The organism is Streptomyces sp. NPDC002817, from assembly GCF_053592055.1.
In genome coordinates, this window is sequence record NZ_JBSFUY010000032.1 from 24,950 (window position 1) to 41,004 (window position 16,055).

Below are 16,055 nucleotides of genomic sequence, written 5' to 3' on the forward strand. Positions count from 1 at the left end.
ATTCTTGACGCGTCGAATGAATATCCTCACCAGGAGGTCGTCCTGTGCACTCCGACATGCTGATCGCCGCCGCCGAATCCCTTCCGGACTCCACGACGAGCGGTACGGTCCTCGTCGGCTACGGAGCGGTGGAGGAACTGACCAGGTTCGCCGCCACTCCCGGCTGGACCGTGCATGTCCCGGGCCACCCCGCCGAAGTGCGCCGAGCCGTGCTGGCCGCGGTGGCGGGCGGCGAACGGGCGTACGTCCATGTCTGTGCCGACTCCAACACCGAGCCGCGCGGAGCGACGGAAGGGTTCGAACTCGTCCGGGAAGGCCTCGACGGCGTGGTCCTCGCGGTCGGCTCCACCCTCGACCCGGTGCTGCGCGCCACCGCGGGCCTCGACCTGGCGGTCCTCTACGCGACCACCGTCCGGCCCTTCGACGAGATCGGCCTGCGCACGGCCGCCCTCGCCGCCGACCGGGCGGACCTGGTGCTGGTCGAGCCGGGCCTTCCGGGGACCTCGGCCCGGCAGGTCGCCGAGACACTGGTCCATGTGCCGCACCGGCTGCTGGCCCTGGGCGGCGCGGAGACCCGGGACGAGGAGGCGCTGGGCCGGGCCGTCCGGGGCTTCCTGCGGTGACGGATCCGCTCCCGTGCCGTTACTGATCAGTTGCACGTAGGGTCGAGGAGACGGACACCGGCGGAAGGAAAGGTTCACCACCATGGCGCAGGAAGTTCGCGGCGTGATCGCACCGGGCAAGGACGAGCCGGTCCGGGTGGAGACGATCCTGGTGCCCGACCCCGGCCCGGGGGAAGCGGTCGTACAGGTGCAGGCCTGCGGGGTGTGTCATACCGACCTGCACTACAAGCAGGGCGGGATCTCGGACGACTTCCCGTTCCTGCTCGGTCATGAGGCGGCGGGAGTCGTGGAGGCGGTCGGCGAGGGCGTCACCGATGTCGCCCCCGGTGACTTCGTGATCCTCAACTGGCGGGCCGTGTGCGGGAATTGCCGGGCCTGTCTACGGGGGCGCCCGTGGTACTGCTTCAACACCCACAACGCCTCGCAGAGGATGACGCTCGCCGCGACCGGACAGGAGCTCTCGCCCGCGCTGGGAATCGGGTCGTTCGCGGAGAAGACGCTGGTCGCGGCCGGGCAGTGCACCAAGGTGGACCCGAGTGTGGCGCCGCAGGTGGCCGGGCTGCTGGGGTGCGGGGTGATGGCCGGGATCGGCGCCGCCATCAACACCGGCAACGTGGGCCGGGGGGACACCGTCGCGGTGATCGGCTGCGGTGGCGTGGGAGACGCGGCGATCGCCGGTTCCCGGCTGGCGGGCGCGGCGCGGATCATCGCCGTCGACATCGACGACCGCAAGCTGGACAAGGCGCGCTCGATGGGCGCCACCCACACCGTGAACTCGAAGAACTCCGACCCGGTCGAGGCGATCCGTGAGCTGACCGGCGGCTTCGGCGCCGACGTCGTCATCGAGGCGGTCGGCCGCCCCGAGACGTACAAGCAGGCCTTCTACGCCCGCGACCTCGCCGGCACCGTCGTCCTGGTGGGTGTGCCGACCCCGGAGATGAAGCTGGAGCTGCCGCTGCTGGACGTCTTCGGCCGCGGCGGTTCGCTGAAGTCCTCCTGGTACGGCGACTGCCTGCCCTCCCGCGACTTCCCGATGCTGATCGACCTCCACCTGCAAGGCCGCCTGGACCTCGGGGCGTTCGTGACCGAGACGATCGGACTCGACGAGGTCGAGAAGGCCTTCGAGCGGATGCACGGCGGCGACGTCCTGCGTTCGGTGGTGGTGTTCTGATGACCGCCCGCATCGAACGCCTGGTGACGTCCGGACAGTTCAGCCTCGACGGCGGTACCTGGGACGTCGACAACAACGTGTGGATCGTCGGCGACGACCACGAGGTGATCGTCATCGACGCCGCGCACGACGCCGAGGCGATCGCCGCCGCCGTGGGGGAGCGCCGGGTGACCGCCATCGTGTGCACGCACGCCCACAACGACCACATCGACGCCGCGCCCGCCCTGGCCGACCTCACCGGTGCCACCATCTGGCTGCACCCCGACGATCTGCCGCTGTGGAAGCAGACCCACCCCGACCGCGAGCCCGACGCCCACCTCCAGGACGGCCAGGTGATCGAGGCGGCCGGCGCCGACCTGCGGGTGCTGCACACCCCGGGCCACGCGCCCGGCGCGGTCTGCCTCTACGACCCCGGTCTGGCGACGGTCTTCACCGGCGACACCCTCTTCCAGGGCGGCCCCGGCGCGACCGGCCGCTCCTTCTCGCACTTCCCCACGATCGTCGACTCGATCCGCGACCGGCTGCTCGGCCTGCCGCCGGAGACGAAGGTCCTCACCGGCCACGGCGACGCCACGACCATCGGCGCGGAGGCCCCGCACCTGGAGGAGTGGATCGCGCGCGGCCACTGACGAGGCCGTGGCGCCGCACGTCGCCGTGAAGCCGCGCGCGGCCGGGTGACGCCGGAGAAGATCCGGGTGACCCGGCGAAAATGGTGACAGAAGATGTCCGGCTTACCCGGCACCGTGGAATCGACGACGAAAACACGGGAGGCCGGACATGTCACAGCCGCTGAAGGGCAAGGTCGCACTGGTCGCCGGAGCGACCCGAGGAGCCGGGCGAGGGATCGCCGTGGAGCTCGGGGCGGCCGGCGCCACCGTCTATGTGACGGGGCGCAGCACGCGGGGCCGGCGCTCGGAGTACGACCGCCCCGAGACCATCGAGGGCACCGCCGACCTGGTGAGCGAGGCCGGCGGTGCGGGCATCGCCGTACCCACCGACCACCTCGACCCGGCGCAGGTCCGCACGCTCGTCGACCGGATCGCGGACGCCGAGGGCCGTCTGGACGTCCTCGTCAACAACATCTGGGGCGGCGAGAACCTCTTCGAGTGGGAGAGCCCCGTCTGGGAGCACGACCTCGACAACGGGCTCAGGCTGTTGCGGCTCGCGGTCGAGACCCACGCGATCACCAGCCACCACGCCCTGCCCCTGCTGTTGCGCAACCCGGGGGGACTGGTCGTCGAGATGACGGACGGCACCGCCGAGTACAACGGCGCGACCTACCGCAACTCCTTCTTCTACGACCTCGCCAAGACGTCCGTCCTGCGAATGGGTTTCTCCCTCGGCCACGAACTCGGTCCGCGCGGGGCCACCGCCGTCGCGCTGACCCCGGGCTGGCTCCGGTCGGAGATGATGCTGGAGCACTTCGGGGTGGGCGAGGACAACTGGCGCGACGCCCTCGACCGCGTCCCCCACTTCGCCATCTCGGAGACCCCGCGCTACGTCGGCCGCGCCGTCAGCGCCCTCGCCGCCGACCCCGACGTGGCCCGCTTCAACGGCCAGTCCCTCTCCAGCGGCGGCCTCGCCCGAACCTACGGCTTCACCGACCTGGACGGCAGTCGCCCGGACGCCTGGCGCTATGTCGTCGAGGTCCAGGACGCGGGCAAGCCGGCGGACACCACCGGGTACCGCTGAGATCAGGGCTGATGCACCGACGGCAGCTGCCACCGTGCCGAGTGGCCCGGTGGCAGCGCCAGGTCGTCGCGTACGGCCGTGTAATAGCCGGCGCGACCGGCACGCTGCCGCTCCATCAACGCCTGCCACGCCGCCGGATCACGCGTCTCGTCCCGCAGGAACTGCTCCATCTCCATCACCACCGAGACCCAGACCCGCGCCTTCTCCACCGCCTCCGGGCTCCCGAGCATGAGCAGCGCCTCACCGGACGGGTCCCGGGCGAGTGTGGCCTCGGCCAGCTGGGGCGCGGCCTCCTCGGGGGAGAGGGGATGCGGATGCGGGTCGTTGCCGAAATGGGCCGCCACCCGGTAGGTCAGGGTGACGGTCCGCTTCAGCGTGCGCGCGTAGTCGGAGTACACCGCGAGCCGCCGTTCCTCCCAGCGGGCCGTCTGCTCACGGCGGAAGCGGGCACCGTCGCTGCGGACGACCGCCATGTAGGAGCCGAGTGCCCCGATCACGACACCGATGAGCGCGGGCAGTTGCTGTATGAACGCGGACATGGGCGCACGGTATCTGCCCAGTTGATCGACAGGGCACTACGGTGCGATCTCATGACGGACACAACACGCTTCGAGGGGTACGGGGTTCTCATCACCGGTGCGGCCCGCGGCATCGGCGCAGCGACCGCGCGGCGGTTCGCGGAGGAGGGGGCGCGGGTGCTGGTGACCGACATCGACGTGCCCGCGGCGGAGAAGTCCGCGGAGACCCTGCGCGAACAGGGCCTGGTGGCCAAGGCGTTCGGGTGCGACGTGGGGGACCGGGCCGATGTCGAGGCGGCCGTCGCGCATGCCGTCGACTCCTTCGGCTCACTGGACGTCCTGGTCAACAACGCCTGTCACTGCACCCCGGACGCCCCGCTCTTCGACGACGAACCGGACGACGCGTGGGCATGCGACCTCGACATCACCCTCACCGGCGCCTACCGCTGCTGCCGTGCCGCCCTCCCGCACCTGGCCGCCTCCGGTCACGGCGCGATCGTCAACGTCGGCTCCGTCAACGGCCTGAACGACTTCGGCAACCATGCCTACAGTGCCGCGAAGGCCGGACTCGGCTCCCTGACCCGCACCCTCGCCGGACACGCCGCCTCCCGTGGCGTCCGCGTCAACCTGGTCGCCCCCGGCACCGTCCGCACCAGCGCCTGGGAGGGCCGCGAGCAGGACCTGGCAAGAGCGCGCGGGCTGTATCCCCTGGGCCGCGTCGGCGAACCCGAGGACATCGCTGCCGCCATCCTCTTCCTCGCCTCCCGCGACGCGTCCTGGATCACCGGAGTCACCCTGCCCGTCGACGGCGGGATCACCGCGGTCGACTCCGGCTTCCGTCAACTGCGCAGGAACGCTTAACAATTGCTGTAGATCTTTTCACTTGTCCTTCCTGGACGGTGTCGGGCAGCGTTCTCGTGTGCCCGACACCCAGCCCGACACCCTGTCCCACTCCCCTTGGCGTACCGCCGACTTCCGCGTCCTCTTCGCCGCGAGCACCCTCAGCCAGCTCGGAACGAACGTCACCTACGTCGCCGTCCCCCTGCTCGCCGTCACCGCACTGGACGCCGGACCCGGACAGGTCGGAGCGCTGGCCACCCTCAGCACGCTGGCGTTCCTCCTCCTCGGGCTGCCCGCCGGGGCCTGGGTGGACCGGATGCGGCACCGCCGGGTGCTGATCGTGGCGGACCTGGCCCGCGCGGTCCTGTACGCCTCCGTCCCGCTCGCCTGGTGGACGGACACCCTCACCCTCGGCCAGCTGTACGCCGTCGTCCTGCTGAACGGCGCCGCGACCGTCTTCTTCGACATCGCCTCCCAGAGCACCCTGCCCCGCCTGGTCGGCCGCGAGGCCCTCGTACCCGCGAACGCCGCCCTGGTCGGCCTGCAGGCGGTGGGCAATGTCGCGGGCCGCGGCGCGGGCGGCGCCCTGGTCCAGTTCCTCACCGCTCCGGTGGCCGTCGTGTGCGCCGCGGTGACCTATCTGGCCTCCGCCCTCCAACTCACCATGATCCGAGGCGCGGAGAGCCCTCGGCGTCGGATCCGGAAGACCACGCTGAAGGCGGAGATCGCCGAAGGCCTCCGGCACGTCTTCGGCAACCCGGAACTGCGCGCCCTCGCCCTCACCGCCGCCCTCATCAACCTGGGCATGCAGGTCGTGAACACCATGCTCCCCGTCCTGTTCGTCCGCGAACTCGACTTACCCGCAAGCGCGTTGGGCCTCTTCTGGGCCGCGGGCGGACTGGGTCTGCTGCTCGGCGCCCGCTGCGCCCGCCCTCTCGCCGCACGCCTGGGCCACGGCCGTACCCTCGGAGTGGTCGGCGCGACCCTGGCGCCCGCCGCCCTGCTCGTACCGCTCATCGACCGCGGACCGTGGCTGTGGATCGCCGGCCTGGGCTGGACCCTGGTCCTGTTCAAGACCGGCACGGACAACGTCCTCGGCGTAAGCCTGCGCCAGCGGATGACGTCGGACGAACTCCTCGGCCGTATGAACGCCACCTACCGCTTCGTCCTGACCGGAGCCCTAGCGATCGGCGCCGCCGTGTCGGGCGTGCTCGGCGAACTCGTCGGCGTCCGCGCCACGTTGTGGGTGGGCGGGGCGCTGATGACGGCGGCCTTCCTGCCGGTCTTCCTCTCCCCGGTCCGCACCCGACGCGAACTCCCGCGGTACGCCCTGGTCACAGCGCCCGCGCCACAGCCCCGCTGATCCGGTCCACGTCCGCCGCGGACGTACGCCAGTTGCTGAACGCCGCCCGCAGCCCGGGAGTTCCGTCGTACACGGTCGGTGTCACGAACGCCTCGCCGGTGGCCGCCACGGCCCGCGCCAGCGCGTCGACCCGTTCCTGCGTCGGATCGTCGGCCAGGGTGAAGCAGACGACGTTCAGCCGGACCGGGGCGAGCAGCCGCAGCCCGTCCGTCGCGGCGACGCGCTCGCCGAGCTCCCGGGCCAGTGCCACGTTCCGCTCGACGATCTCGCGATGCCCGTCACGGCCGTACGCCAGGAGCGAGAACCACGCCGGAAGGGCCCGCAGCCGCCGCGAGTTCTCGGGAGTGAGGTGCACGAAGTCGGGCTCGCCGACCGGGAGTCCGAGGTACGGCGACGCGTTGTGGAAGACCGCCACCTGAAGATCACGGCGGCGGGTGAACTGGACTGCCGCGTCATAGGGGACGTTGAGCCACTTGTGCAGGTCGACACAGACCGAGTCGGCGGCGTCGAGACCGTCGACGAGACCGGCGTACGACGGGGAGAGCGCGGCGAAGCCACCGAACGCGGCGTCCACGTGCAGCCAGAAGTCGTGCCGTTCCCGGAGCGCGGCGATGGCCCGCAGATCGTCGAAGTCGACGGTGTTCACGGTGCCGGCGTTGGCCACCACGATCGCGGGGCGGCCGTCCAGCGCGGACAGCGCGGAGTCCAGCGCGGCGACGTCGACGGCCTCCCGGTTGCCGGACAGCGCTGGCACGGACCGCAGCCGGTCGCGGCCGATGCCGAGTACGGACAGAGCCTTGCCGATGCTGGAGTGCGGGCTGCCGGACAGCACATGGACAGGGCCGAGGGCGGCCGCCCCGTCGCGCGACACGGACACGCCGAGCCGCTCGCCCAGCCACTCGCGGGCGATGGCGAGCCCGACGGTGTTGGACGCGGTGGCCCCCGTGACGAACGCCCCGCTGTGTGCCTCGCCCAGCCCGAACAGCTCGCGCAGCCAGCTCACCGTCTCCCGTTCCAGGGCGGTCGCCCAGGACCCCACCGACCCCGAGCCGTTCTGGTCGTACACGCTGGTCAGCCAGTCCCCGGCGACGGAGGCGGGCGTCGCGCCGCCCGTGACGAAACCGAGGTAGCGCGGCCCCGCCGAGCCCGAGAAACCGGGCGCCCACCGTTCGGTGAACCGCGCGAGAGCGCCCTCCGCCCCGGCACCCCCGGTCGGCAGCGCCTCGCGGTCGGGCGCCTTGTCGAGGTGGACGACAGGCCGCTCGGACAGCCCGGCCAGCTCACGGGCGGCGAGGTCGCGGGCGGACTGGAGGAGTTCGGGGAGCCGGGAGAGGTCGTCGGCGAGAGAACGGTGCATGAGGGGCAGCGTAGGAGGGAGTCCCCGTCCACGGGCTGGTCCACTTGGGGCAAACTGGACCGATGACCACGGGATTCGCCACCGCACTCGGCGCCTGGCGCGACCGGCGCGGCCCACTCGCCCAGACGCTGGCAGCGGCCGTACGCGAGGCGGTCGTCGACGGCCGGCTCCCCGCCGGGACCAGACTGCCGTCCGAGCGGGAACTCGCCCGCGTCCTCGACATCAGCCGCGGCACGGTCGTCGCCGCCCTCGCCCTGCTGCGGGACGACGGCTGGCTGTACACCCGGCACGGCAGCGGCAGCCTCGTCCGTCTCCCGGCCCGCCTCACCGAACGCACCACGCCCTGGTCCCTGGACCGCGGCGGAGCGGGCGACGCGGACCTCGACCTCACCCGCGCCCTCACCGCCGCACCCCACGAGGCCTATCTCGCCGCTCTCGCCCGGGCCGCCGAACGCAGCGCGGCCCTCCTCGTCGACTCCGGCATCGCCACCGCAGGGTTGCCGCGCCTGCGTGAACTCCTGGCCGACCGCTACACCCGCGAGGGCCTCGCCACCCGCCCCGAACAGATCCTCGTCACCTCCGGCGCCCAGGCCGCCCTCACCCTGCTCCTCGACCACCTCCAGACCGACCGCAGACGCCCCGTCGCGGTGGAGAGCCCGTCCTACCCGGGCGCCCTGGCGGTCCTGCGCGCCCGCAAGGCCCGCCTCCTCCCCGTCCCCGTGACGTCGGACACCGGCTGGGACACCGTCCACCTCGCGACCGCCCTACGCACCGGCAACCCCCGGCTCGCCTACCTGATCCCCGACTTCCAGAACCCCACCGGCGCCCACATGGACGCCGCGACCCGTGCCGAGATCGCCCGCCTCCCGCTCACGGTCATCGCCGACGAGACCATGCGCGACCTCGACCTGAGGACCCGGCCCGGCACCGAGCCGCATCTGGCGGGACCCCGGGTGATCCAGATCGGCTCGGCGAGCAAGACCGTGTGGAGCGGGCTGCGGGTCGGCTGGATCCGCGCCACCGCCGATCTCGTACGCCACCTGCGGCAGAGCCCCCTCCAGGCACAGCTGTCGCCACCACCCCTGGAACAGCTCATCGCCGCCGAACTGCTCGGCGACGGACTGGACGAGATGCTCGCCGACCGCCGGGCCAGGCTGCGCGCCCAGCGCGACCATCTCGCCGAACTCCTCGACGGCACGGGATGGACGTACACGATCCCGCAGGGCGGTCTGTCGCTGTGGCCGCACCTCGGCCCGACCACGTCGGCGACGGACCTCGCGGCCCGGGCCGCCCGCCTGGGCCTGGCGGTGACACCCGGCCCGCACTTCGCCGCCGACCGCAGCACACTCACCCATCACCTGCGCGTGCCGTTCACGGCGACGCCGGACGTCCTCAGTCGTGCGGTGCACCTGTTGCGCCGCTGTTCCGAGCAGGAAGTTCACCGTTTCGTCACAGCCTGATCCGGCATACAACCGCAGGCCCCGCGCACCGGTCTAGCAGGCAGATCGCAGGACAGGGACACGTGCAACGGAGGGGCCCGCCATGGGGGACATACGCAGACGAGGGGCCATCGCCCTCGGAATCACCGGACTGATCGCACCACTCGCCCTCACGCTGGGCACCGCGCCCGCACAGGCGGCCACCGCCTGCACCACACAGACCGGGCCGTACCAGAAGCAGGTCGAGAAGTTCCTCGGCCGCCCCGTCGACGGCAAGCAGTCCGCCGCCGACTGCAAGGCCATCCAGGCCTTCCAGAACAAGCACGGCATCACGCCCAACGCCGGCTACGCGGGCCCCGTCACCTGGGGCGTGATGGACCTGATGAACAAGCAGAAGGCCGTCGGGAACAATCCCAACAAGGACGGCAAGTGCCCGACGAACAAGGGCCGTATCGCCTGCGTCAACCTCACGCTCCAGCTCAGCTGGATCCAGGACGGGAAGACGCTCGTGTACGGTCCGGTGCCCGTCCGCACCGGTCGCAACGGATACGAGACCCGCACCGGCCTGAAGAAGATCTACTGGCGCGACATCGACCACGTCTCGTCGATCTACGACGTGCCCATGCCCTACAGCCAGTTCTTCGACGGTGGCCAGGCCTTCCACTCGGTCAACCTCAGCATGTGGAACCCGCCGGGCTCCCACGGCTGCGTCAACATGACCAAGACGACCGCCAAGAAGTACTGGTCGCTGCTGAAGAAGGGCGACGACGTGTACGTCTACGGGCGCAAGCCCGGAACCTGAGCCGAACGCCCGCGTCCCGCCCGGCCGGTGCGGCAGGGCGGGACGCGGACTGTTCGGGGAGGCGGCCGCTCACTCCTGCGGCGCGTCCCCGAAGTCCGGGATCTCCAGCCGCGCCCCGCCCTGCCGCGCGGAGTCGTGCGCGACGATGCCCGGCAGGGTGTAGCGGGCGGCCACCCACGCGTTCACCGACGGCAGTGTGCGGGTGTTGACCGCGGTGACGAAGTCGTCCACCAGGAAGTGGTGGCTGCCCTCGTGCCCGTTGTGCAGGTTGTCGAACTCCCGGGGCAGCCGGGACCGGTCGTGCACGGGGGCCGAGCCTGAGGTGAAGGCGGCCCGCAGGTCCGGCGCGATGTGCTGGAGTGACGGATCGTCAGGAGACAGGGTGGGCTTGGGTTCCAGCAGTTCGCTGATGTCCTTCACCCCGTTCTTGTCCTGCCACAGCGCGAAGGTGGCGAGCTGCTCCATGCTCCCCTCCGTGCCGAAGAAGCGGAAACGGGACTCACGGATGTGCGAGGGGTAGCCCACCCGCCGGAACTCGTTGGTACGGAACGATCCGCCGCCCGCCACCTCGAACAGCGCGGTGGCGTTGGAGATGTCGTTGCCGAACTGGCTGACCTCCTTGTCGAAGACGCCGTCGCCCCGGTCGTCGGCCACGCCGATCGCCGACACGCTCACCGCGTGCGTCTGCCAGGCGCCGAGCACACCGCCCACCGAGTGCGTCGGGTACAGCAGCGGGGGATAGCTGGCGGTCGCCTTCCAGTTCTCGCCGCCGCTGTACTGGTACGCCTCGTAGAACCCCAGGTCCATGTCGTGGACGTAGTCGCCCTCGGCGTAGAAGATCCGCCCGAAGGAGCCCTCCGCGATCTGGTTGCGGGCGTGCACGGTCGCCGGGTTGTACTGGCTGGTCTCGCCCATCATGTACGTCAGGCCGGTCGCCCGGACCGCGTCGATGATCGCCGCGATCTCCTGCGTGGTGATGGCCATGGGGACCGCGGAGTACACGTGCTTGCCGGCGTTGAGGCCCTGCACCACCAGCGGGCCGTGCGTCCAGCGCTGGGTGAAGATCGCGACCGCGTCGACCGCCTTCGACTCCAGCATCGCCTCGTACGAGGGGAAGGTGCCCGACAGGCCTTCGGCGGCGGAGAGTTGTTCGGCCCTTTCCGGGAGGAGATCGGTGACGTAGACGTCGCTGACGCCGGGATGGGCCAGGAACAGCTTCGCGAACTGGCCCGAGAACTGCCCGGCGCCGACGATGCCGAGGGTGAACGTCATGGAGTAAGTGCCTTTCACTGGCCGAGGATGAAGTTGATCTGGTCGTTGGTTTCGGTCAGGCCGCTCACGGGGGCCCCGTTGGCGAAGACGTCCTGCATGGCCGGGCGCATGAGGGCGTAGACGTCCGCCGCGTAGTCGGTGATCGGGAAGGAGAAGGTCGCGGAGTCCTTCTTGTCGGTGACCGGTTCGGTGAAGGCGGACACGTCGATGCCCTTCTTCTTGTACGCGGCCACGGCGGCCTCGGTGCCCGACGGGGTGGCCGGGAAGACGATGCCGTAGCCACCGACGGTCTTCTGGCACTCGTCGGAGGCCAGGTACTTCACCCACTTCTTCGCGCCCGCCATGTTGGAGGCGTTCTTGGTGATCGAGTCGGCGAGGCCGTTCATCATCGTGGCCCGCTTGCCGGTCGGGCCGGTCGGCGTGGGGGCGGTGCCGACCTTCAGGCCCTTGGTGCCGTAGTAGGTCGAGATCATCCAGGCTCCGTCGAAGGAGGCCGCCGCCCTGCCCGAGGCGACCTGGGCGTTGGCCGGGTTCGCGCCGTCGGTGTAGTCGGTGAAGGGGGCGAGGTAGCCCTTCTTGGCCAGGCCGAAGTACCAGTCGACCACCGACTGGAAGGTCTTGCTGTCGTACTGGTACTTGCTGCCCCAGCGCGCCTTGTCCGTGTAGTGCCAGCCCGCCGATTCGACGAACGGGCTCCAGGTGGTCTGCCCGTCGCCGTCGCCCGCGCCGCCCGTGGCGAGGCCGTACACCTTGACGTTGTTCCTGTCGAAGCCGGGCTCGTCCCCGCGCTTGCCGTTCTTGTCGACGGTCAGATGCGCGATCGTCTTCTCGAAGGTGCCGCCGTCCTGCGGGTTCCAGGCGAGGGTGTTGAGCTCGTCGGCGGTGAGCCCGGCGTCCTTGACCATCTTCTGGTTGTAGAAGAGCGCGACGGTGTCCCAGTCCTTGGGTGCGCCGTAGCGATGGCCGTCCTGGCCCGTCCAGTTGGCGCCCAGGCCGGCCTGGTAGGAGGAGTCGTCGATGCCGAGGTCGTCCAGCGGTTCGAGCACCTTGAGGTCGGCGAACTGGCCGAACTTCTGGATGTGGTCGGTGAACACGTCCGGCTCCGTGCCGGCGATGAAGCTCGCGGTGAGCTTGGTCCAGTAGTCGGCCCAGCCCATCTGCGTGATCTTGACGTCGAGTCCTGGGTTCTCCTTCTCGAAGCCCTTCGCGCAGGCCTGGTAGGCGGGCAGCTGGTTGGCGTCCCACAGCCAGTACGTCACGGTGTTCGCGCCCGACCCGGCCGCGCCGCCCTGCGCGCACCCGGACACCAGGGACAGGGCCAGGGCTCCGGTCGCCGCCACTACGGTACGAATTCGCATCCCAGTCCCCTTACTTGACGCCGGTGAAGCTGATGGTGCTGACGATGCGGCGCGCGAAGGCACCGAAGAGGACCAGCATCGGGAGGGCCGCGATGAGCGTGGCCGCCATCAGGCCGGACCAGTCGTAGCCGGTCTGCGGGGTCTGCGCCCGGAAGATGGCGAGTGCCACGGTGAGCACGCGTGAGCTGTCGCTGTAGGACACCATCAGCGGCCAGAAGTAGTCGTTCCAGGAGGTGATGTACGTCAGCACCCCGAGGGTGAGGATCGGCGTGGACGCCATCGGCAGCATCACCCGGAAGAAGATCCTGATCTTGCCGGCGCCGTCCAGCAGGGCGGCCTCCTCGACCTCCCGGGGCACGTTCATGAAGAACTGGCGCAGGAAGAACACCGCGAACGGCGTCATGAACATCGTCGGCAGGGCGATGCCCAACAGGTTGTCGACCAGGCCGAGTTGTTTGATGAGCACGAAGTTCGGCAGCAGGGTGAAGATGGCCGGGACCATCAGGCCGGCGAGGAACAGCCCGAACATCTTGTCCCGTCCGCGCCACCGCAGCCGGGCGAAGGCGTAGGCGGCCATGGCGGAGAAGAAGATCTGGCAGACGGTGATCAGGGTCGAGACGACGACCGAGTTGATCAGATAGCGCCAGAACTTCAGTCCGCCGCCGGAGCCGCCCTGGGCGATCGCCTCCTCGGTGGACTGCAGGCCCAGCGCGCGCTCGAAGCCGCCGGTGGTGAAGTCCACCGGCAGCGGGTCGCCGGGGTGGGCCGCGAGGGCGGCGTTCGAGGACAGCGCGGTGCGCAGGATCCAGTAGAACGGCAGCAGGGTCACGAGGATCATCGCGGCCATCGCCACCCAGGCCACGACCCGTCCGAGGGACGGGCGGCGTCGGACGGGACGTACACGGGGCGCCGCAGGTGCGGTCGGCGCGGTCACAGCAGCCATGTCGGTGTCTCCCCTCTCAGCCGAGATCCGTCTGGCTGGCCCGGGTGAGCCGGTACTGCAGGAAGGTGATGGCGCTCAGGACGACCAGCAGGGCCACCGACATCGCGGAGGCGTAGCCGAACTGGAAGCGGCCGAACGCGGCGCCGTAGATGTAGAACTGGAGCACGTTGGTCGCGTTCGCCGGACCGCCGTTGGTCGTCACGGCGACGGTGTCGAAGACCTGGAACGACCCGATCACGGTCATGATCAGAACGACCGCCAGGACCGGCCGCAGCAGCGGTATGGTGATCCGCCAGAACATCCGCCACTCGCTCGCGCCGTCCACCTTCGCGGCCTCGTACATGTCGTTCGGAATGGCCTGGAGCCCCGCGAACAGCAGCAATGCGGTGTACCCGACGTGCCGCCACACGTTGATCAGGGCGATCGTCGGGACCGCCCAGGTCTCGTCGGCCAGGAACGGGATGCGGTCGAAACCGAGCCCCGCGATGATCTCGTTGCCGATGCCGAGCTGGGTGTCCAGGATCCACAGCCAGACGATGCCCGCGACCACGTTGGACATCAGATACGGCGTGAGCACGATCCCACGCAGTACCGCCGACTGCGTCAGCCGTTGCAGGAGGACGGCTATCGCGAGCGCCGAGACCGTCTGGATGCCGATGTTGATGAACACGTACTCGACGGTCACCTTCAACGAGTCCCAGAAGATGGGGTCGTGGACCATCCGCGTGTAGTTGTCCAGGCCCACCCACTCCGCCGGAGTCAGCAGGTTGAAGCGGGTGAAGCTCAGGTAGATGCCCCGCAGCGTCGGCCAGAGCAGGAAGACCAGGAAGCCCAGCAGGGCCGGCGCGATGAACACCGCGGCGAGCCGTCCGTCGCCCCCGCCCTCGCGGGCCCGCGCCTTCCGCGTCCTGGGTTTCGTCGCTGCTCCCTCGGCGCTGCCCAGCGGCAGACGCGACGGGGGGCTGCTGGAGGCGATGGTCATCGGGAGACTCCCTCGTCTGCGGCGGCTCGTCCTCGGGTCACTTACTTTTGTGGCGAAAGAATCCAGACGTCAAGAGGTGTGCAAACATCTTTTCCAGGCCATCATTGGCGACGTAGAGTGGTCATGTTGGTTTCATAACGAAAGAAACCTGATGGGGGAGACTGACCTTCATGACCGCAGTAGCCGCCAGCTGGCATCCACTGAGCCCCGGTGAACGCTCGGTGGCGATCGAGGTGCTCGTCAACGGACCGCTCTCGCGTACCGAGCTCGCCCGGAGCCTCGACCTGTCCGCGGGCAGTCTCACGCGGCTCACCAAACCCCTCATCGAGTCGGGCCTGCTGATCGAGGTCCCCGAAGCGGGAGCTCCTGCCGAGGTGCGTACCGGTCGCCCCTCGCAGCCGCTCGACGTCGTCGTCGAGTCCCGCTCCTTCATCGGCTTCAAGATCACCGACGACATGGTCTACGGCGTCGTCACCACCCTCAGAAGTGACATCGTGGCCCGCCACGACCGCCCCCTGGCCACCCATGACCCGGCCGAAGTCGCCGATCTGCTCGCCGAGATGACCGACGAACTCGCCCGTGCGCAGGGCTCGCGTCTGGCCGGCATCGGGATCGGGGTGGGCGGCCTGGTCCGGCGGCGTGCCGTCGTGGGGGAGTCCCCGTTCCTGCACTGGCGGGACGTCCCGCTCGCCGAACTGGTCGAGGAGCGCACGGGATTGCCGGTGGTGCTCGAGAACGACGTCGCCGCCCTCGTCGAGGCCGAGACCTGGTTCGGCGCCGGCCGCGGACTCGAGCGCTTCGTCGTCCTCACCATCGGCGCCGGCCTCGGCTACGGACTGGTGCTGGGCGGGCGCAGGGTGCCCTACGCCGAGGAGGACCGCGGCTTCGGACGGCACTGGATCGTCAACCCCAACGGTCCGCTCACCCCGGAGGGGGATCGCGGCAGTGCCGTCTCGTTCCTGACCATCCCCAACATCCGCTACCAGGTGCACGCCGCCACCGGCCACGACCACAGCTACGAGGAGATCCTCGCCCTCGCCGCCGCGGGCGAGCCCATGCCCGCCCGGGTCATCGACGAGGCCGCGCGTGCTCTCGGCACCCTGGTCGCGCAGATCTCCAACTTCGCGATGCCGCAGAAGATCCTGCTCGCCGGCGAAGGGGTCGGTCTGATGGACGTCGCCGGGAAGTCCGTGGCCGAGGCCGTCCGCGCCGGACGACACCCGCTGGCGGCCCCCGTTGACCTGGAGACCAAGGTGTCCGACTTTCACGACTGGGCCCGCGGAGCGGCCGTCCTGGCGATCCAGGTGCTGGTGCTGGGCACGGCGGAAGCGTGAGTTCCGCCACGGTCGGGGCGCCCGAACTGTCCGACCTGCCTTGACAGATGTACGTGATCAGTAACACGGTCCGAAATGCCCGAATTACTCGTACTTACTCACGTGGCCTTCACCTCCGGAGCCGTATGCTTCACACCATGTCCACCACTGTTGAATCCGCCTTCGATAGAACGGCTGACGAGGTCAACGAGGAGATCAGGGCCCTGTGGCTCCGGTCGGGCGGGACACTGAGCGGCGAGCAGCGCGAGGAGTACCGGCGGCTCGTCCTGGAGTGGGCCGCCGCGGCCCCGCAGTCGGTCTGACGCCTCCACTCGGCAGACCATCGACGGCACCCGCTCGCACGGGTGCCTTTTTCATGCCC

The 16,055-nt window shown here is 70.1% G+C and carries 16 protein-coding genes; 10 read left to right on the forward strand and 6 right to left on the reverse strand.

Annotation, left to right across the window (positions count from 1 at the left end; all coding sequences use genetic code 11):
- Positions 1-44 precede the first annotated feature (44 nt).
- The 4 genes from ACWD3I_RS39125 (at position 45) to ACWD3I_RS39140 (ending at position 3,486) form a co-directional block, all read left to right on the forward strand.
- Positions 45-623, forward strand: a complete 579-nt coding sequence (locus ACWD3I_RS39125; protein WP_365411791.1) for a transketolase — start codon at positions 45-47, stop codon at positions 621-623.
- Positions 624-705: 82 nt separating this feature from the next.
- Positions 706-1,794, forward strand: a complete 1,089-nt coding sequence (locus ACWD3I_RS39130) for an S-(hydroxymethyl)mycothiol dehydrogenase (protein WP_451084305.1) — start codon at positions 706-708, stop codon at positions 1,792-1,794.
- Positions 1,794-2,423: an MBL fold metallo-hydrolase gene (locus ACWD3I_RS39135; RefSeq protein ID WP_266884467.1), complete on the forward strand. Its 630-nt coding sequence runs from the start codon at positions 1,794-1,796 to the stop codon at positions 2,421-2,423. The genes ACWD3I_RS39130 and ACWD3I_RS39135 overlap by 1 nt, the downstream gene beginning before the upstream one ends.
- A gap of 148 nt (positions 2,424-2,571) precedes the next feature.
- Positions 2,572-3,486: an SDR family oxidoreductase gene (locus tag ACWD3I_RS39140; protein WP_365413859.1), complete on the forward strand. Its 915-nt coding sequence runs from the start codon at positions 2,572-2,574 to the stop codon at positions 3,484-3,486.
- 2 nt (positions 3,487-3,488) lie between these two features.
- Here the strand turns inward: ACWD3I_RS39140 and ACWD3I_RS39145 are convergent, their stop codons facing one another.
- Positions 3,489-4,025, reverse strand: coding sequence for a hypothetical protein (locus tag ACWD3I_RS39145; protein ID WP_365413857.1), 537 nt, complete (start codon positions 4,023-4,025; stop codon positions 3,489-3,491).
- Between the two features lie 51 nt (positions 4,026-4,076).
- On the opposite strand from ACWD3I_RS39145, the gene ACWD3I_RS39150 reads away from it, so the two are divergent.
- Both ACWD3I_RS39150 and ACWD3I_RS39155 read left to right on the forward strand, forming a co-directional pair.
- The gene (locus ACWD3I_RS39150; RefSeq protein ID WP_365413855.1) at positions 4,077-4,865 is read left to right on the forward strand and encodes an SDR family NAD(P)-dependent oxidoreductase; all 789 of its coding nucleotides are present in this window, start codon (positions 4,077-4,079) and stop codon (positions 4,863-4,865) included.
- Between the two features lie 58 nt (positions 4,866-4,923).
- Complete coding sequence (locus tag ACWD3I_RS39155) at positions 4,924-6,207, forward strand: MFS transporter (protein ID WP_365413853.1); 1,284 nt, start codon at positions 4,924-4,926, stop codon at positions 6,205-6,207.
- On the opposite strand, the gene ACWD3I_RS39160 is transcribed toward ACWD3I_RS39155, so the two are convergent.
- Entirely contained in the window at positions 6,179-7,564 is a 1,386-nt protein-coding gene (locus ACWD3I_RS39160; RefSeq protein WP_365413851.1) for a pyridoxal phosphate-dependent decarboxylase family protein, read from the reverse strand. The genes ACWD3I_RS39155 and ACWD3I_RS39160 overlap by 29 nt on opposite strands.
- A gap of 62 nt (positions 7,565-7,626) precedes the next feature.
- Between ACWD3I_RS39160 and ACWD3I_RS39165 the strand changes: the two genes are divergently transcribed.
- A complete protein-coding gene (locus ACWD3I_RS39165; protein ID WP_451084306.1) occupies positions 7,627-9,024 on the forward strand; it encodes an aminotransferase-like domain-containing protein in 1,398 nt (465 codons plus the stop codon).
- Positions 9,025-9,106: 82 nt separating this feature from the next.
- Positions 9,107-9,805 carry a L,D-transpeptidase family protein gene (locus ACWD3I_RS39170; protein ID WP_365413351.1) on the forward strand — a complete coding sequence of 233 codons (699 nt, stop codon included), beginning with the start codon at positions 9,107-9,109 and terminating at the stop codon, positions 9,803-9,805.
- A 69-nt stretch (positions 9,806-9,874) separates the two neighbouring features.
- Here the strand turns inward: ACWD3I_RS39170 and ACWD3I_RS39175 are convergent, their stop codons facing one another.
- From ACWD3I_RS39175 to ACWD3I_RS39190, 4 genes are read right to left on the reverse strand one after another with little or no spacing between them, the layout of a single operon-like run.
- The gene (locus ACWD3I_RS39175; protein ID WP_365413353.1) at positions 9,875-11,077 is read right to left on the reverse strand and encodes a Gfo/Idh/MocA family protein; all 1,203 of its coding nucleotides are present in this window, start codon (positions 11,075-11,077) and stop codon (positions 9,875-9,877) included.
- A 14-nt stretch (positions 11,078-11,091) separates the two neighbouring features.
- Positions 11,092-12,435, reverse strand: coding sequence for an ABC transporter substrate-binding protein (locus ACWD3I_RS39180; protein ID WP_365413355.1), 1,344 nt, complete (start codon positions 12,433-12,435; stop codon positions 11,092-11,094).
- Between the two features lie 10 nt (positions 12,436-12,445).
- The gene (locus tag ACWD3I_RS39185; RefSeq protein WP_365413357.1) at positions 12,446-13,378 is read right to left on the reverse strand and encodes a carbohydrate ABC transporter permease; all 933 of its coding nucleotides are present in this window, start codon (positions 13,376-13,378) and stop codon (positions 12,446-12,448) included.
- Positions 13,379-13,394: 16 nt separating this feature from the next.
- A complete protein-coding gene (locus ACWD3I_RS39190; protein ID WP_365413359.1) occupies positions 13,395-14,360 on the reverse strand; it encodes a carbohydrate ABC transporter permease in 966 nt (321 codons plus the stop codon).
- 170 nt (positions 14,361-14,530) lie between these two features.
- On the opposite strand from ACWD3I_RS39190, the gene ACWD3I_RS39195 reads away from it, so the two are divergent.
- The gene (locus tag ACWD3I_RS39195) at positions 14,531-15,694 is read left to right on the forward strand and encodes an ROK family transcriptional regulator (RefSeq protein WP_365413361.1); all 1,164 of its coding nucleotides are present in this window, start codon (positions 14,531-14,533) and stop codon (positions 15,692-15,694) included.
- Positions 15,695-15,831: 137 nt separating this feature from the next.
- Positions 15,832-15,996, forward strand: coding sequence for a hypothetical protein (locus tag ACWD3I_RS39200; protein WP_365413365.1), 165 nt, complete (start codon positions 15,832-15,834; stop codon positions 15,994-15,996).
- The last annotated feature ends 59 nt before the right edge of the window (positions 15,997-16,055 follow it).

Excerpts from the sequence above, each read along its gene's own strand:
- ACWD3I_RS39145 (WP_365413857.1), bottom strand. The coding sequence starts at position 4,025 with ATGTCCGCGTTCATACAGCAACTGCCCGCGCTCATCGGTGTCGTGATC.
- ACWD3I_RS39135 (WP_266884467.1), top strand. The coding sequence starts at position 1,794 with ATGACCGCCCGCATCGAACGCCTGGTGACGTCCGGACAGTTCAGCCTC.
- ACWD3I_RS39200 (WP_365413365.1), top strand. The coding sequence starts at position 15,832 with ATGTCCACCACTGTTGAATCCGCCTTCGATAGAACGGCTGACGAGGTC.
- ACWD3I_RS39170 (WP_365413351.1), top strand. The coding sequence starts at position 9,107 with ATGGGGGACATACGCAGACGAGGGGCCATCGCCCTCGGAATCACCGGA.
- ACWD3I_RS39160 (WP_365413851.1), bottom strand. The coding sequence starts at position 7,564 with ATGCACCGTTCTCTCGCCGACGACCTCTCCCGGCTCCCCGAACTCCTC.
- ACWD3I_RS39185 (WP_365413357.1), bottom strand. The coding sequence starts at position 13,378 with ATGGCTGCTGTGACCGCGCCGACCGCACCTGCGGCGCCCCGTGTACGT.
- ACWD3I_RS39150 (WP_365413855.1), top strand. The coding sequence starts at position 4,077 with ATGACGGACACAACACGCTTCGAGGGGTACGGGGTTCTCATCACCGGT.
- ACWD3I_RS39180 (WP_365413355.1), bottom strand. The coding sequence starts at position 12,435 with ATGCGAATTCGTACCGTAGTGGCGGCGACCGGAGCCCTGGCCCTGTCC.
- ACWD3I_RS39130 (WP_451084305.1), top strand. The coding sequence starts at position 706 with ATGGCGCAGGAAGTTCGCGGCGTGATCGCACCGGGCAAGGACGAGCCG.
- ACWD3I_RS39195 (WP_365413361.1), top strand. The coding sequence starts at position 14,531 with ATGACCGCAGTAGCCGCCAGCTGGCATCCACTGAGCCCCGGTGAACGC.
- ACWD3I_RS39165 (WP_451084306.1), top strand. The coding sequence starts at position 7,627 with ATGACCACGGGATTCGCCACCGCACTCGGCGCCTGGCGCGACCGGCGC.
- ACWD3I_RS39140 (WP_365413859.1), top strand. The coding sequence starts at position 2,572 with ATGTCACAGCCGCTGAAGGGCAAGGTCGCACTGGTCGCCGGAGCGACC.
- ACWD3I_RS39190 (WP_365413359.1), bottom strand. The coding sequence starts at position 14,360 with ATGACCATCGCCTCCAGCAGCCCCCCGTCGCGTCTGCCGCTGGGCAGC.
- ACWD3I_RS39175 (WP_365413353.1), bottom strand. The coding sequence starts at position 11,077 with ATGACGTTCACCCTCGGCATCGTCGGCGCCGGGCAGTTCTCGGGCCAG.